The following is a 15,302-nucleotide window of genomic DNA, read 5'->3' on the forward strand; positions in this document are numbered from 1 at the left end:
CTGATGGAGTGTTCGAGGAGTCTTGACCTGGGATGCAGAAAAAATTGTGTACAATTTATCGCTAAACTGTCTTAATGGCTGCATTCCCGCACGGTGCCAGCCTGTTGCCGTGTATTTTTTGCCCACGTAGACGACAAGAGGCGACAAGCAAATGGGACGTTTGACCACACACGTACTGGACGCCGCGCATGGCTGCCCGGGCAGCTCGATCAAGGTCGAGCTGTACCGCGTCGAAGGCCAGCAGCTGGAACTGGTAAACACCGCCCTGACCAACAGCGATGGCCGCGTTGACGCGCCGCTGCTGCAGGGTGACGACTACCGCACCGGCGTCTATCAATTGCAGTTCAGCGCCGGTGACTACTACCGCGCCAAGGGTGTGAAGCTGCCGGACACCGCGTTCCTCGACGTGGTCGTGCTGCGCTTCGGCATCGACGAGCAGCAGGAGCACTACCATGTGCCGCTGCTGATCTCGCCGTACAGCTATTCGACCTATCGTGGAAGCTAGTTGGTCGCTAGAAGACTCTTCGTAGGTCCTTGGCCCGCTCTCACACTGGCGGGCTTTTTTTCGTCTGCTGAATATGCTCTTTCAGGTGGGGGTTCGGCGTGCCACTGACATTTTTGTCAGTGGTCTGTGTGTCGGTCGTTTGAGACCATCGGGCTTTCAGTCAGCTGAGCATCCGGCCTGATGAGCACTCAATATGCATACACGCCCTATGGCTACCATAGGCGCGGTCAAGTTTCCCTCGGGTTCACTGGCGAGTTGGTGGAAAGGGCAACTGGTCATTACCTTTTGGGTAATGGTTACAGAGCGTACAATCCGGTTTTGATGACTTTCAATAGCCCGGACAGTATGAGTCCGTTCGCCAAAGGTGATTTGAACGCATACAGCTACTGTCAGGGAGATCCGCTGAACAACAAAGACCCAAGTGGTCATGTTAAATCATCTGTGATGTTACTTGGTAAGGCGGCGAGGCGTATAGTACTTGGGTTTCATGCGACAGATGGATTTAATGTACAAGGGGTGGTGCAAGGTGTTTCCCGAGGCCATTCAAGGCCAGGTAGGCAAGCTCAAGGGGAGGCTTTCTATCTCGGGCCAGACTCAGCATATGTAGAGCCCTACCGTAAAGCCGCTATAGAGGGTGTTACCTTAGTGGTACTTCTTAAAGCCGGTGTCAGTTTAGTGCCAGACATAGGCTACAAGAAGGATGCGTTTGATGTGACCGCGATCCTGCCAGCGGCTTATGATGTCATTGAAGTTGTAAAAGAGGCTCCGCCTGACGCAAAGCCAGCCAACCTTCCGCGGACGGGCATTTTCGCGAGGAAAAAAACTATATCACCAGGATCAACAAGTAAGGGCGCCGAAGCGCCCCCTGTTAAGGCTGTGAAGATCAGAGGAACACAAACTTCGCAATGAAGATGGCGCACAGCACCCACAGGCTGGCCGAGATCTCCTTGAACTTGCCGGTACCTGCCTTGAGCGCCACGTAGCTGATGAAGCCAAGGGCAATGCCGTCTGCCACCGAGAAGGTCAGCGGCATCATGATCACGGTGACGATCGCCGGAATGCTGTCGGTGGCTTCATCCCACTCGATATGCGCCATGCTGCCCATCATCAGCATCGCCACGTAGATCAGCGCGCCGGCGGTGGCATAGGCCGGAATCATTCCGGCCAGCGGGGCGAAGAACATTGCGGCAATGAACAGCACGCCAACCACCACGGCGGTCAAACCGGTGCGCCCGCCTGCCGCCACACCCGCAGCACTTTCCACGTAACTGGTCACCGGCGGCACGCCGACCACCGCGCCGAACACGCTGGAGGTGCTGTCGGCCTTCAGTGCCCGCGACAGGTTCTCGATGCGCCCGTCCGGTGCCACCAGATTGGCGCGCTGAGCCACGCCCATCAGCGTGCCGGCGGTGTCGAACATGTGCACGAACAGGAACGCCAGTACCACGCTGATCATGCTGACGTTGAACACGCCGACCACGTCCATGGCCATCCAGGTCGGTGCCAGGCTTGGTGGCATCGACACCACCCCGCCGAACTTGACCAGGCCCAGGCCCCAGCCGGCCAGGGTGACGCCGATGATGCTTATCAGGATCGCGCCGAACACCCGCTTGTAGCTGAGGATGGCGATCAGCAGGAAGCACACCGCCGCCAGCAGTGGGCCGGGCTCATGCAGCGAGCCGAGCTTGACCAGGGTTGCCGGGCTGTCGACGATGATGCCGGCGGTTTTCAGGCCGATCAGCCCGAGGAACAAGCCGACGCCGGCCCCCATGGCGTGGCGCAGGCTTAGCGGGATGCTGTTGAGCAGCCACTCACGCACGCGCGAAACGGTCAGGAACATGAACAGCACGCCCGAGACGAACACCGCCCCCAGCGCCGTTTCCCAGTTGTAGCCCATGGTGCCGACCACGGTGTAGGTGAAAAAGGCGTTGAGCCCCATGCCCGGCGCCAGGCCGACCGGCCAGTTGGCGTACAGGCCCATCAACAGGCAGCCGAGGGCGGCGGCGATGCAGGTGGCGACGAATGCCGCGCCGTGGTCGATGCCGGCGTCGGCCATGATGTTGGGGTTGACGAAGATGATGTAGGCCATGGTGATGAAGGTGGTCACCCCGGCAATCAGCTCGGTGCGGACGGTGCTGCCATGCTGCTTGAGTTTGAAAATCCGCTCCAGCCAGCCCGTTTCGAGCGGTGGGACGAGATCCAGCGTAGGTGCTTCGGATTTGCGGCTTTCCACAGCGAGTACTCCTCAAGTCTTTCTTGTTGTTCGAAGCCTGGTCCTGAGCCATGCACTGGGGGGCTTCGCGAGGGGGTGTGGCAGACGTCCGACCAGTTTGTTGACTTTTGGGTCAGGAAGTTGCTCGCAGGATTATGCTTTTGTGTACAAAGAATGCAAATAATGTTTTATCTTTTGTTCCCACGAACTGCCGTACAACGGCTATATAGGTAAAAGGCCACCTGCAGAAACGGGTCAGCCTGTGTACAATGGCGCCATACCTTGGCCCCTTTTCTTCTTCCAGGGCTTGCCATCCCCCCGCTGACCGGTATTACAGTCACGGTCCGACTGGCAGATCCTTTGTGCTCGAGAGCCCATGAACGAACAGCTGCAACCTCTGAAAAAACCTGTGCGCACTGGCAAGGCCGGCCGCAGCGGTACCCAGGACGACATCGTCTATGCGCATATCTTCGAGGCGATCCTCGAGCAGCGTCTGGCACCGGGCACCAAGTTGAGCGAGGAAGCACTGGGCGAGATCTTCGGCGTCAGCCGCACCATCATCCGCCGCGCCCTGTCGCGCCTGGCCCATGAAAGCGTGGTGCTGTTGCGGCCCAACCGTGGTGCGGTGGTGGCCAGCCCCACGGTCGAGGAGGCGCGGCAGGTGTTCTTCTCGCGGCGCATGGTCGAGCGCGCCATCACCGAACTGGCCGTGCAGCACGCCACTCTCGAACAGCTCAACGAACTGCGCCAGATGGTCCGCGAGGAGCGTGACAGCTTCTCCCGTGGCGACCGTGGCGCCGGTATCCGCCTGTCCGGCGAGTTTCACCTCAAGCTGGCCGAAGCCGCCGGCAACGCACCGCTGGTGAGCTTCCAGCGCAGCCTGGTGTCGCAGACTTCGCTGATCATCGCCCAGTACGAGAGCGGCAACCGCTCGCACTGCTCGTACGATGAGCACATGCAGCTGATCGATGCGATCGAGGCCCGTGATGCCGAGCAGGCGGTAAGCCTGATGATGCATCACATGGACCATATCGACAGCAAGCTCAACCTCGACGAGGAGAGCGCCTCGGACGATCTGCACGCGGTGTTCTCTCACCTGCTGAAAAAGCCCAAGGCTACTGCCAAGGGTTGATCGTTTGCCTGCCTGAGCGGGGCTGCTTCGCAGCCCCTGGCTTTACTGGCCCTTGGCCAAGGCTCTGCTAGATTTTCCTCAGCAAACCTTCATCAAGCAGTTGGGCTTGCGCAGTCGTTGCGTCCAATTACTTGAGGAATGCTCCATGAGTTCATCCCTGGGTGTGCGCATGGGTGCCGAGCTGGTCGGCACCTTCTGGTTGGTCCTGGGTGGCTGTGGCAGCGCGGTGCTGGCCGCCAGCTCGCCTGTCGGCATCGGTGTCCTGGGTGTCGCCTTCGCTTTCGGCCTTACCGTCCTGACCATGGCATTCGCCATCGGCCATATCTCCGGTTGTCACCTCAACCCCGCCGTGTCGTTCGGGCTGGTGGTGGGGGGGCGATTCCCGGCAAAAGAGTTGCTGCCCTACGTGATTGCCCAGGTGATCGGCGCGATCCTCGCCGCGGCGGTGATCTACTTCATCGCCACCGGCAAGGCCGGTTTCGAGGTGGGTAACGGCATGGCGTCGAATGGTTATGGCGAACACTCGCCCGGCGGCTACACCCTGGCCGCAGGCTTCGTCAGCGAAGTGGTGATGACCGCGATGTTCCTGGTGATCATCATGGGCGCCACGGACGCCCGGGCGCCGGCCGGGTTTGCGCCGATCGCCATTGGCCTGGCGTTGACCTTGATCCACCTGATCTCGATCCCGGTCACCAACACCTCGGTGAACCCGGCGCGCAGCACCGGGCCTGCGCTGTTCGTCGGTGGCTGGGCGCTGCAGCAACTTTGGCTGTTCTGGCTGGCACCGCTGATCGGCGCTGTGATCGGCGGTGCATTCTATCGAGGCCTGGCCAAACAACCTTAGCGCTGGTGTACGCAACGCCCGGCGGCGTAGGTCTCGCGCACGGTGCGGTCGTCGCCCAGGGTGGTGAGCACGAACAAGGTCTCCTCGATGCTTTTCGACTGCTGCAGGCGGTAGTCCAGCAGCGGGGTGGCCTTGTAGTCGAGCACCACGAAGTCGGCGTCATTGCCCGGGCGCAGGCTGCCGATGCGGTCCTCCAGGCGCAGGGCGCGGGCGCCGCCGAGGGTGGCCAGGTACAGCGACTTGTACGGGTGCAGGCGCGCGCCTTGCAACTGCATCACCTTGTACGCCTCGTTCAGGGTGTTGAGCAGCGAGAAGCTGGTGCCGGCGCCGACATCGGTGCCCAGGCCGACGTTGACCTTGAAGCGCTCGGCCTGGGGCAGATTGAACAGGCCGCTGCCGAGGAACAGGTTGGAGGTCGGGCAGAAGGCGATGGCCGAACCGGTTTCGGCCAGGCGCTGGCACTCGTCGTCGCACAGGTGCACGCCGTGGGCGAACACCGAGCGCTCACCGAGCAGCTCGAAGTGGTCGTAGACGTCGAGGTAGCCTTTCTGCTCGGGGAACAGTTCCTTGACCCAGTCGATTTCCTTGAGGTTCTCCGACAGGTGGGTGTGCATGTACACGCCCGGGTGCTCCTTGAGCAACTGGCCGGCCACGCTCAACTGTTCCGGCGTGCTGGTCGGCGCGAAGCGCGGGGTGACGGCGTAGTGCAGGCGGCCCTTGCCGTGCCAGCGCTCGATCAGCATCTTGCTGTCGCGGTAGCTGGACTCGGCGGTATCGGTCAGGTAGTCGGGGGCGTTGCGGTCCATCATCACCTTGCCGGCGATCATGCGCAGGTCCAGGCGCTCGGCCTCCTCGAACAGGGCGTTGACCGACTCGGGGTGCACGCTGCCGAACACCAGCGCGGTGGTGGTGCCGTTGCGCAGCAGTTCGGCGAGGAAGATCTTCGCTACCTGGTCGGCATGGGCCTTGTCGGCGAACTGCTTTTCGCAGGGGAAGGTGTAGGTGTTCAGCCAGTCCAGCAGCTGCTCGCCGTAGGAGCCGATCATGCCGGTCTGCGGGAAATGGATATGGGTGTCGATGAAGCCCGGGGTGATCAGTGCGTCCTGGTAGTGTTGCACCGGAATGTCGGCGTCGAGGGTCGGCAGCAGCTCGCTGGCATGGCCCAGGGCGCTGATGCGGCCGTCGTCGACCACCAGCAGGCCGTCTTCATAGTATTCGCAGGACGCCTCCAGGCCGACCTCGGCGGGGTCGGCGATGCTGTGCAGGATGGCGGCTCGGTAGGCTTTGCGGGTTGCGCTCATGGGGCTCTCGTCAAAGGGTCTGGCTGCGTCGCGAGGACGGCAGCAACTGGGCGATGGGGCCTGAATTGGCGGCAGCGTCGTGCTGGCCGAAGCAGGCGTTGTAAGTGGCAATGATTTCGGCGGCGATGGACACGGCGATCTCGATCGGCAGCTTGCCCTTGACCTCGGCCAGGCCCATCGGGCAGCGCATGCGCGCCATCAGGGCGTCGTCGAAGCCGCGCTCGCGCAGGCGGTGCTCGAACTTGACGCGCTTGGTCTTCGAGCCGATCAGGCCGAACCAGGTGAAGTCGTTGCGCTTGAGGATCGCGGCGGTCAGCTCCAGGTCCAGCTGGTGATTATGGGTCATGACGATGCAGTAGCTGCCGGCGGGCAGGTCGGCAACTTCGTCGACCGGCTCTTCGCTGACGATCTTGCTTACCCCGGTGGGGATGAGCGCGGGGAACTCCTGCTCGCGCGAGTCGATCCAGCGCACCCGGCAGGGCAGCGCGGCGAGCAAGGGTACCAGAGCGCGGCCGACATGGCCCGCGCCGAACACGGCGATCTCGGCATGCACGCCACTCATCGGCTCGAACAGCAGCACGGTGGCGCCGCCGCAGCACTGGCCGAGGCTGGCGCCGAGGCTGAAGCGCTCCAGGTGCGGGGTACTGCGGTGTTCCGCGAGCATCTGCCGGGCGATGTGCAGGGCCTTGAACTCCAGGTGGCCGCCGCCGATGGTGTCGTACAGCGCGCTGGCGCTGACCACCATTTTCGAGCCGGCGTTGCGCGGGGTGGAGCCGCGCTCCTCGATGATGGTTACCAGCACGCAGGGCTCACCACGGGCTTGGTGGTCGGCGAGGGCGTTGATCCATTGGTGCATGATTCAGATCCTCTATCAAACGACTCGGTCCTTGTAGGAGCGGGTTCACCCGCGATCAGCCGCGAAGCGGCTGCCAGGCACCGCGGTGTCAGCTTCGCGGCTGAAGCCGCTCCTACAGGGGCGGCGGCGTCAGTGCGTCACGGGCTCCAGTTGCTGTTCGGCAGGCTGCGCCGCAGCCACCGCCTTGCGCATCTGCTCGCAACCCCACAACACCCGCTCCGGCGTCGACGGCGCGTCGATGTTTGGCTGCACGCGGTAGTCGGCGATGCTCGCCACCGCGTCCTTGATCGCGCACCAGGCGGCAATGCCGAGCATGAACGGCGGCTCGCCCACGGCCTTGGAGTGGAACACGGTGTCCTCGGGGTTCTTGCGGTTCTCCACCAGCTTGACGCGCATATCGATCGGCATGTCGGCCACAGCCGGGATCTTGTAGCTGGCCGGGCCGTTGGTCATCAGCTTGCCCTTGGCATTCCACACCAGTTCCTCGGTGGTCAGCCAGCCCATGCCCTGGACAAAACCACCCTCCACCTGGCCGATGTCGATGGCAGGGTTCAGCGAATCGCCCACGTCGTGCAGGATGTCGGCGCGCAGCATCTTGTACTCGCCGGTCAGGGTATCGACGATCACCTCCACGCAGGCGGCGCCGAACGCGAAGTAGTAGAACGGGCGGCCACGGGCCTGGTTGCGGTCGTAGAAAATCTTCGGCGTGCGGTAGAAACCGGTGGTCGACAGCGATACCTGGGCGAAGTAAGCCTGCTGCACCAACTGCTCGAAGCTGACGATCTGCTCGCGCACGCGCACATGGCCGTTACGGAACTCGACGTCTTCCTCGGTGACGTTGTAGTGCCGGGCCGCGAACTCGGTCAGGCGCTTCTTGAGGATCTCGGCGGCGTTCTGCGCGGCCTTGCCGTTCAGGTCGGCGCCGCTGGAGGCGGCGGTGGGCGAGGTGTTGGGCACCTTGTCGGTATTGGTGGCGGTGATCTGGATACGGTTGAAGTCGACCTGGAACACCTGCGCCACCACCTGCGCGACCTTGGTGTTCAGGCCCTGGCCCATCTCGGTGCCGCCGTGGTTGAGGTGGATGCTGCCGTCGGTGTAGATGTGGATCAAGGCACCTGCCTGGTTGAGGAAGGTGGCGGTGAACGAGATGCCGAACTTCACCGGGGTCAGCGCCAGGCCTTTTTTCAGCACCGGGCTGTTGGCGTTGAAGCGGCGGATCGATTCGCGGCGCTCATGGTAGTCGCTGCTGGCTTCGAGCTCGGCGGTCATCTCCTCGAGCATGTTGTGCTCGACGGTCTGGTAGTAGTGGGTGACGTTGCGCTCGGTCTTGCCGTAGTAGTTGGCCTTGCGCACCGCCAGCGGGTCGAGGGCCAGGTGACGGGCGATATGGTCCATCACCTGTTCGATGGCGACCATCCCCTGCGGGCCGCCGAAGCCGCGGTAGGCAGTGTTGGAGGCCGTGTTGGTCTTGCAGCGGTGGCCGTGCACCGTGGCATCGCCCAGGTAGTAGGCGTTGTCGGAGTGGAACATGGCGCGGTCGACGATCGAACCGGACAGGTCCGGCGAGTAGCCGCAGTTGCCCGCCAGGTCGAAATTGATCCCGTGCAGGCGGCCGTTGTCGTCGAAGCCGACGTCATATTCCACGTAGAACGGGTGACGCTTGCCGGTCATGGTCATGTCTTCGACCCGCGGCAGGCGCATCTTGGTCGGCTGGCCGGTCAGGCGCGCGATCACCGCGCACAGGCACGCGGGGCTGGCGGCCTGGGTTTCCTTGCCGCCGAAACCGCCACCCATGCGGCGCATGTCGACGACGATCTTGTGCATCGGCACGTCGAGCACCTCGGCCACCAGCTTCTGTAACTCGGTGGGGTTTTGCGTCGAGCAGTAGACGATCATGCCGCCGTCTTCACCGGGCATCACCGAGCTGATCTGGGTCTCCAGGTAGAAGTGCTCCTGGCCGCCGATGTGCAGGGTGCCCTGGATGCGGTGCGGGGCACTGGCCAGTGCGGCGGCAGAGTCGCCGCGCTGGTGGGTGTGGCTGTCGAGCACGAAGTGCTTCTTGCGCAGGGCTTCGACCACGTCGAGCACCGGCTCCAGGTCTTCGTACTCGACGATGGCGGCCATGGCGGCGCGCCTGGCGGTCTCGAGGTCGCAGGCGGCAACGGCGAGCACCGGCTGGCCGAAGAACTCGACCTTGTCGATGGCCAGCAACGGGTCGCCGGCGACCACCGGGCCGATGTCCTTGAGGCCCGGGATATCTTCGTGGGTGATGGCGATGCGCACCCCTTCGAACTGGTAGCAGGGCGTGGTGTCGATGCGCAGGATGCGCGCATGAGCGCGGTCGGCGGTGCGTGCATAGACGTGCAGCTGGTTGGGGAATTCCAGGCGGTCGTCGATGTACACCGCCTCGCCGGCCACATGCTTGTCGGCGCTGTCGTGCTTGAGGCTGCGGCCGACCCCGGTGGTCAGGTCCTGGCTGAACAGTGCGGCCATCTCGGCCTGGCTCTTGACGGCGTGATGGTTAGACATAGGCGGTCACCCGGGTTTCGATGTGCGGCGTTTGCAGTTCGATGAAGTACTTGCGCAGCAGGTTCTGCGCGGTCAGCAGGCGGTACTCGCGGCTGGCGCGGAAGTCGCTGAGCGGGGTGAAGTCCTCGGCCAGGGCCTGGCAGGCGCGTTCGACGCTGGCCTGGGTCCACGGCTTGCCGCGCAGCGCGGCTTCGCAGGCGCGGGCACGCTTGGGAGTCGCCGCCATGCCGCCGAAGGCGATGCGCACGCCGCTGACCACCCCGTTCTCGATGCTCAGGTTGAACGCCGCGCACACCGCGGAGATATCGTCGTCCAGGCGCTTGGACACCTTGTAGGCACGGAAGGCCCAGTCGTTGCTGGCGCGCGGCACGATGATCTTCTCGATGAACTCGCTGTCCTGGCGTGCAGTGATGCGGTAGTCGATGAAGTAGTCCTCCAGGGCCAGGGTGCGCTGGCGCTCGCCTTGGCGCAGGACGATCTGCGCGTCGAGGGCGATCAACAGAGGTGGCGAGTCACCGATTGGCGAGGCGTTGCCGATATTGCCGCCGAGAGTGCCCTGGTTGCGGATCTGCAGCGAGGCGAAGCGGTGCAGCAGGTCGCCGAAGTCGGGGTATTCCTCGTTGAGCGCGGTGTAGCAGTCAGTCAGCGGCGTGGCGGCGCCGATCTCCAGATGGCTGGCGGTCTTGTCGATGCGCTTGAGTTCGGCGACGTGGCCGACATAGATCATCACCGGCAGGGTGCGGTGGAACTGGGTGACTTCCAGCGCCAGGTCGGTACCCCCGGCCAGCAGGCGCGCCTCGGGGTGCGAGCTGTACAGGTCGGCCAGATCGGCCACGGTCAGCGGCACCAGGCAGCGCTTGTCGCCGCTATTAAGCTCGCCGGTCTGTTGCGGGGCGATGGCCTTGAGGCGAGCGATGGTCTGCGCCTGCTGAGCGTCGAACTGGTCGCGGCAGGGGCGTGCGCAGCTCTGCTCGGCAGCCTCGAGGATCGGCCGGTAGCCGGTGCAGCGGCACAGGTTGCCGGCCAGGGCCTCCTGGGCCTGGTGCAGGTCGTGGCCTTGGCTGTTCTTCTGCAGGGCGAACAGCGACATGACGAAACCAGGGGTGCAGAAGCCGCACTGCGAGCCATGGCAGTCGGCCATGGCCTTTTGCACGCTGTGCAGTTCGCCCTGGTGCTTGAGACCCTCGACGCTGATCAGTTGCTTGCCGTGCAGGGCGGAGACGAACGTCAGGCATGAGTTGAGGCTGCGGTAGCGGATGTCGTCGCCACCCTGGGCGTTTTCGACAAGTTCGCCGACGACCACGGTGCAGGCGCCACAGTCGCCGCTGGCGCAGCCTTCCTTGGTGCCGGGTTTGCCCAGGTGCTCGCGCAGGTACTGCAGCACCGTCATGTTCGGGTCCAGGGCATGCTCGCTGCGCAGCTCCTGGTTGACGAGAAACTGGATCACGGGGGAGGGCCTCGCAATGGTTTTATTGTTGTTCCGGCGGACTCTAAGCAACGGCTGACCTTCGGGTCAATAATTTTCTGACTCAAAGGTCAAGAATTTGCACGAGGGCCTGCCGAGCCGCCTCATCGAGCCTTTTCCAAAGCATAGTTCGCGCCGTGCAGGAAAGTTGACCCGCCAGTCGCACAAAGCACGCAGTCCTGCTGCGCGAGCGCCTGGCAAGTGCGCTACAATCGCGCCCTTGTGCACAGCTACCCAGATTGCGAAGGAAAACCATGACGTTCAAGGCGCCGGACAGCCTCTCCGAGCAAATTGCCCACTACCTGGCCGAGCGGATCATCCGCGGCGAACTCGCACCCGGCGAGCGCATCCAGGAGCAGAAGGTCACCCAGGCCCTCAACGTCAGCCGCGGTTCGGTACGCGAGGCGCTGCTCATCCTCGAGCGCCGGCACCTGGTGGCCATCCTGCCGCGCCGTGGCGCCCATGTGACCGAACTCGACGAGAACAGCGTGCGCAGCCTGTGCGCCCTGATGGGCGAGTTCTACATCCTGCTGGGCAATGCCGTTGCCCAGCATTGGCGCACCGAGCGCGACCTGCGCCCGTTCCTGGACATCCAGCAGCGCCTCAAGCAGGCCCATGCCGGCAAGGACATCAAGGCTTTCGTCGGCGACAGCTTCGCGGTGATGCGCGCCGCGTATCCGTTCGCCAACAACCCGTACCTGCAGGAAACCGTCGAGAACCTGCAGCCGGCCATGAGCCGCGCCTACTACCTGGCCCTGGACCAGCGCCAGGCCAACATGGTCGATTACCTGGAGCTGTTCGCCCACCTGCTCGAAGCTGTGGTCGCCCGCGACCTGCCGCGCATCCGCGAGGTGCTCACCGCCTATTGCCAGCGCAGTTGCGAACTGGTGCTGGCGGCGCTGGCGCGGGTCTGACCGGTGCGCCTGAAGTGCATCCGCCTGGCCGGGTTCAAGTCGTTCGTCGACCCGACCACGGTCAACTTCCCCAGCAACATGGCCGCCGTGGTCGGCCCCAACGGCTGCGGTAAATCCAACATCATCGACGCGGTGCGCTGGGTGATGGGCGAGAGTTCGGCGAAGAACCTGCGTGGCGAGTCGATGACCGATGTCATCTTCAACGGCTCCACCAGCCGCAAGCCGGTCAGCCAGGCCAGCATCGAGCTGGTGTTCGACAACAGCGACAACAGCCTGGTGGGCGAGTACGCCGCCTACGCCGAGATCTCGATCCGCCGCAAGGTCACCCGCGACGGGCAGAACACCTATTACCTGAACGGCACCAAGTGCCGGCGTCGTGACATCACCGATATCTTCCTCGGCACCGGTCTGGGGCCGCGCAGCTATTCGATCATCGAGCAGGGCATGATCAGCAAGCTGATCGAGGCCAAGCCCGAGGAGTTGCGCAACTTCATCGAGGAAGCGGCGGGCATCTCCAAGTACAAGGAGCGTCGCCGCGAGACCGAGAGCCGCATCCGCCGTACCCAGGAAAACCTCGCGCGCCTGACCGACCTGCGCGAAGAGCTGGAACGCCAGATCGAGCGCCTGCACCGCCAGGCCCAGGCTGCCGAGAAATACCGTGAGTACAAGGCCGAGGAACGTCAGCTCAAGGCACGCCTGTCGGCTCTGCGCTGGCGCGACCTGGATGAGCGGGTGCGCCAGCGCGAGACGGTGATCGGCGGCCAGGAGGTCGCCTTCGAGGCGCTGGTGGCCGAACAGCGCAACGCCGACGCCAGCATCGAGCGACTGCGCGACGGTCACCATGAGTTGTCCGAACGCTTCAACCAGGTGCAGGGCCGCTTCTATTCGGTGGCTGGCGATATCGCCCGCGTCGAGCAGAGCATCCAGCACGGCCAGCAGCGTCTGCGCCAGTTGCAGGACGACCTGAAGGAGGCCGAGCGCAGCCGCCTGGAAACCGAATCGCACCTGGGGCATGACCGCACCTTGCTGGCGACCCTCGGCGAAGAATTGGCGATGCTCGAACCGGAGCAGGAGCTGACCCTGGCCGCGGCCGAGGAAGCCGCCGCGACCCTGGAGGAAGCTGAGCTCGGCATGCACGGCTGGCAGGAGCAGTGGGACGGCTTCAACACCCGCTCCGCCGAGCCGCGCCGTCAGGCCGAGGTGCAGCAGGCGCGCCTGGCGCAGCTCGAATCGAGCCTGGAGCGCCTGGCCGAGCGCCAGCGCAAGCTGGGCGAGGAGGGTGAGCAGCTCGGTGGTGATACCCAGGACACCGAGACGTTTGATCTGGGCGAGCAAGTGGCCAGCAGCGAGTTGCTGCTCGAAGAGCTGCACCTGCAAGAGCAGCAGGTGGTCGAGCGCCTGGAAGGGTTGCGCGAACACCTGCAGCAGACCAGCCAGGCACAACAGCAACAGCAGGGTGATCTGCAGCGCCTGGGCGGGCGTCTGGCCTCGCTGGAGGCTTTGCAGCAGGCGGCACTGGAGCCCGGTGTGGGGGCCGCCGACTGGCTGCGCGCCCAGGGCCTGGAGCAGCGCCCGCGCCTGGCCGAGGGGCTGCGGGTCGAGCCCGGCTGGGAGCTGGCGGTGGAAACGGTGCTTGGCGCCGACCTGCAGGCAGTGTTGCTGGATGACTTCGCCGGCCTGGACTTCGCCGCGCTGGAGCAGGGCGATCTGCGCCTGCTGTTGGCCGGGGGCGAGGGCCCGCGTGTTCCCGGCAGCCTGCTCGACAAGGTCGAGGGGCGGGCCGACCTGTCGGCCTGGCTGGGGCAGGTCAGGCCGGTTGAAACGCTGGAGCAGGCGTTGGCGCAGCGGGCGTCACTGGTTGCTGGCCAAAGCCTGGTCAGCCGCGACGGATACTGGGTGGGGCGGCATTTCCTGCGGGTCAGCCGCGGTGGTGAAGCCCAGGGCGGCGTGCTGGCCAGGGGCCAGGAAATCGAACGCCTGGCCCAGGAACAACTGGAGCAGGAAGCGTCGCTCGAGCAGCTCGACGAGCAACTGCAGCGTCTGCGTGAACAACAGCTCGACCTGGAGGAGCAGCGCGAGCAATTGCGCCGTCGCAGCCAGGACGAGAGCCGCCAGCACGGTGAGCTCAAGGCGCGCCTGTCTGCTGGCCGGGCCCGGGCCGAACAGCTTGAACTGCGCCGCCGACGCTTGCACGAAGAGTTGGCCGAGCTCCAGGAGCAGCGTGCCCTGGAGCATGAGCAGTTGGGCGAGGCGCGCCTGCTGTTGCAGGAGTCCCTCGACCTGATGGCCGCGGACACCGAACAGCGCGAGCAACTGATGGCGCGCCGCGACACCCTGCGCGAAGGTCTCGACCGGGTCCGCCAGGAGGCCCGCCAGCACAAGGATCATGCCCATCAACTGGCCGTGCGCCTGGGCTCGTTGCGCGCCCAGCACGATTCCACCCGCCAGGCGCTCGAGCGCCTGGAACAGCAGGCCGCGCGCCTGAACGAGCGTCAGGAGCAACTGAACCTGAATCTCGAGGAAGGCGAGGCGCCGCTGGAAGAGTTGCGCCTGAAGCTTGAGGAACTGCTCGAGCGCCGCATGAGTGTCGACGAAGAAATGCGCCAGGCGCGGCTGCACATGGACGAGGCGGACCGTGAGTTGCGTGATGCCGAGCGCCGCCGCACCCAGGCCGAGCAGCAGTCGCAACTGTTGCGCGGCCAGCTGGAGCAGCAGCGCCTGGAGTCCCAGGGGCTGGATGTGCGGCGCAAGACCTTGCAGGAACAACTGCTCGCCGACGGCTACGATCTTCAGGGCGTGCTCGCCACGCTCGAGGCCGAGGCCAGCGAGCAGGGCACCGAGCAGGCGCTGGAGCAGGTCGAGGCGCGTATCCAGCGCCTGGGCGCGATCAACCTGGCGGCCATCGAAGAGTACGAGCAGCAATCCGAGCGTAAGCGCTACCTGGATGCCCAGGACGCCGATCTGGTCGAGGCACTGGAGACCCTGGAAAACGTCATCCGCAAGATCGACAAGGAAACCCGCAACCGCTTCAAGGATACCTTTGATCAGATAAATGCCGGATTACAGGCACTTTTCCCAAAAGTTTTCGGTGGCGGCAGCGCTTATCTGGAACTGACGGGCGAAGATCTACTCGATACAGGGGTGACGATCATGGCGCGCCCGCCGGGCAAGAAGAACAGCACCATCCATCTGCTGTCCGGCGGCGAGAAGGCATTGACGGCCCTGGCCCTGGTGTTCGCCATCTTCAAGCTGAACCCGGCGCCGTTCTGCATGCTCGACGAAGTCGACGCACCTTTGGACGATGCCAACGTCGGGCGCTATGCGCGCCTGGTCAAGGAAATGAGCGAAACCGTGCAGTTCATCTACATCACCCACAACAAGATCGCCATGGAAATGGCCGACCAGCTGATGGGGGTGACCATGCACGAACCGGGTTGTTCACGTCTTGTAGCAGTTGATGTGGAAGAGGCTATGGCCATGGTCGACGCCTAGGGTCTGTTCGAAATGTGTCTGCGCGAAGGCCAGACAAGGCGAAACGGGGGGA

General features: G+C 64.2%; 10 protein-coding genes and 1 pseudogene. 6 read left to right on the forward strand and 5 right to left on the reverse strand.

What is annotated here, in order from left to right; translation table 11 throughout:
• The first annotated feature begins 151 nt into the window (after positions 1-151).
• Positions 152-505 carry a hydroxyisourate hydrolase gene (gene uraH, locus ACZ9C1_RS00510; RefSeq protein ID WP_028692847.1) on the forward strand — a complete coding sequence of 118 codons (354 nt, stop codon included), beginning with the start codon at positions 152-154 and terminating at the stop codon, positions 503-505.
• A 183-nt stretch (positions 506-688) separates the two neighbouring features.
• Positions 689-934 (forward strand): annotated as a pseudogene (locus tag ACZ9C1_RS00515) (RHS repeat-associated core domain-containing protein); the annotation flags it as partial.
• A 454-nt stretch (positions 935-1,388) separates the two neighbouring features.
• Here the strand turns inward: ACZ9C1_RS00515 and ACZ9C1_RS00520 are convergent.
• Positions 1,389-2,738 (reverse strand): NCS2 family permease, encoded by a 1,350-nt coding sequence (locus ACZ9C1_RS00520; RefSeq protein WP_258598671.1) that lies wholly within the window; start codon positions 2,736-2,738, stop codon positions 1,389-1,391.
• A gap of 355 nt (positions 2,739-3,093) precedes the next feature.
• Here ACZ9C1_RS00520 and ACZ9C1_RS00525 point away from each other — a divergent pair, with 355 nt between their 5' ends.
• Complete coding sequence (locus ACZ9C1_RS00525; RefSeq protein WP_038705701.1) at positions 3,094-3,849, forward strand: GntR family transcriptional regulator; 756 nt, start codon at positions 3,094-3,096, stop codon at positions 3,847-3,849.
• A 145-nt stretch (positions 3,850-3,994) separates the two neighbouring features.
• Positions 3,995-4,693, forward strand: a complete 699-nt coding sequence (aqpZ, locus tag ACZ9C1_RS00530; protein WP_457378285.1) for an aquaporin Z — start codon at positions 3,995-3,997, stop codon at positions 4,691-4,693.
• On the opposite strand, the gene guaD is transcribed toward aqpZ, so the two are convergent.
• The 4 genes from guaD to xdhA form a co-directional block, all read right to left on the reverse strand.
• Positions 4,690-5,994 carry a guanine deaminase gene (gene guaD, locus ACZ9C1_RS00535; protein WP_476253379.1) on the reverse strand — a complete coding sequence of 435 codons (1,305 nt, stop codon included), beginning with the start codon at positions 5,992-5,994 and terminating at the stop codon, positions 4,690-4,692. The two genes, aqpZ and guaD, sit on opposite strands and share 4 nt — an antisense overlap.
• A gap of 10 nt (positions 5,995-6,004) precedes the next feature.
• On the reverse strand, positions 6,005-6,850 hold the full coding sequence (gene xdhC, locus ACZ9C1_RS00540) for a xanthine dehydrogenase accessory protein XdhC (protein WP_476253380.1): 846 nt from the start codon (positions 6,848-6,850) through the stop codon (positions 6,005-6,007).
• A gap of 129 nt (positions 6,851-6,979) precedes the next feature.
• A complete protein-coding gene (xdhB, locus tag ACZ9C1_RS00545; protein WP_476253381.1) occupies positions 6,980-9,379 on the reverse strand; it encodes a xanthine dehydrogenase molybdopterin binding subunit in 2,400 nt (799 codons plus the stop codon).
• On the reverse strand, positions 9,372-10,826 hold the full coding sequence (xdhA, locus tag ACZ9C1_RS00550) for a xanthine dehydrogenase small subunit (protein WP_139672540.1): 1,455 nt from the start codon (positions 10,824-10,826) through the stop codon (positions 9,372-9,374). Before xdhA ends, xdhB begins: the two co-directional genes overlap by 8 nt.
• Before the next feature lie 272 nt (positions 10,827-11,098).
• On the opposite strand from xdhA, the gene ACZ9C1_RS00555 reads away from it, so the two are divergent.
• Both ACZ9C1_RS00555 and smc read left to right on the forward strand, forming a co-directional pair.
• Positions 11,099-11,758, forward strand: a complete 660-nt coding sequence (locus ACZ9C1_RS00555) for a GntR family transcriptional regulator (RefSeq protein WP_476253382.1) — start codon at positions 11,099-11,101, stop codon at positions 11,756-11,758.
• A 3-nt stretch (positions 11,759-11,761) separates the two neighbouring features.
• The gene (gene smc, locus ACZ9C1_RS00560) at positions 11,762-15,250 is read left to right on the forward strand and encodes a chromosome segregation protein SMC (protein ID WP_476253383.1); all 3,489 of its coding nucleotides are present in this window, start codon (positions 11,762-11,764) and stop codon (positions 15,248-15,250) included.
• Positions 15,251-15,302: the final 52 nt, after the last annotated feature.

The sequence above is a fragment of the Pseudomonas sp. TE21435 genome (assembly GCF_056279265.1).

Bases quoted from the DNA above. Each gene is read 5' to 3' on its own strand.
- uraH (WP_028692847.1), top strand. From the start codon at position 152: ATGGGACGTTTGACCACACACGTACTGGACGCCGCGCATGGCTGCCCG.
- ACZ9C1_RS00525 (WP_038705701.1), top strand. From the start codon at position 3,094: ATGAACGAACAGCTGCAACCTCTGAAAAAACCTGTGCGCACTGGCAAG.
- aqpZ (WP_457378285.1), top strand. From the start codon at position 3,995: ATGAGTTCATCCCTGGGTGTGCGCATGGGTGCCGAGCTGGTCGGCACC.
- guaD (WP_476253379.1), bottom strand. From the start codon at position 5,994: ATGAGCGCAACCCGCAAAGCCTACCGAGCCGCCATCCTGCACAGCATC.
- xdhC (WP_476253380.1), bottom strand. From the start codon at position 6,850: ATGCACCAATGGATCAACGCCCTCGCCGACCACCAAGCCCGTGGTGAG.
- xdhB (WP_476253381.1), bottom strand. From the start codon at position 9,379: ATGTCTAACCATCACGCCGTCAAGAGCCAGGCCGAGATGGCCGCACTG.
- ACZ9C1_RS00555 (WP_476253382.1), top strand. From the start codon at position 11,099: ATGACGTTCAAGGCGCCGGACAGCCTCTCCGAGCAAATTGCCCACTAC.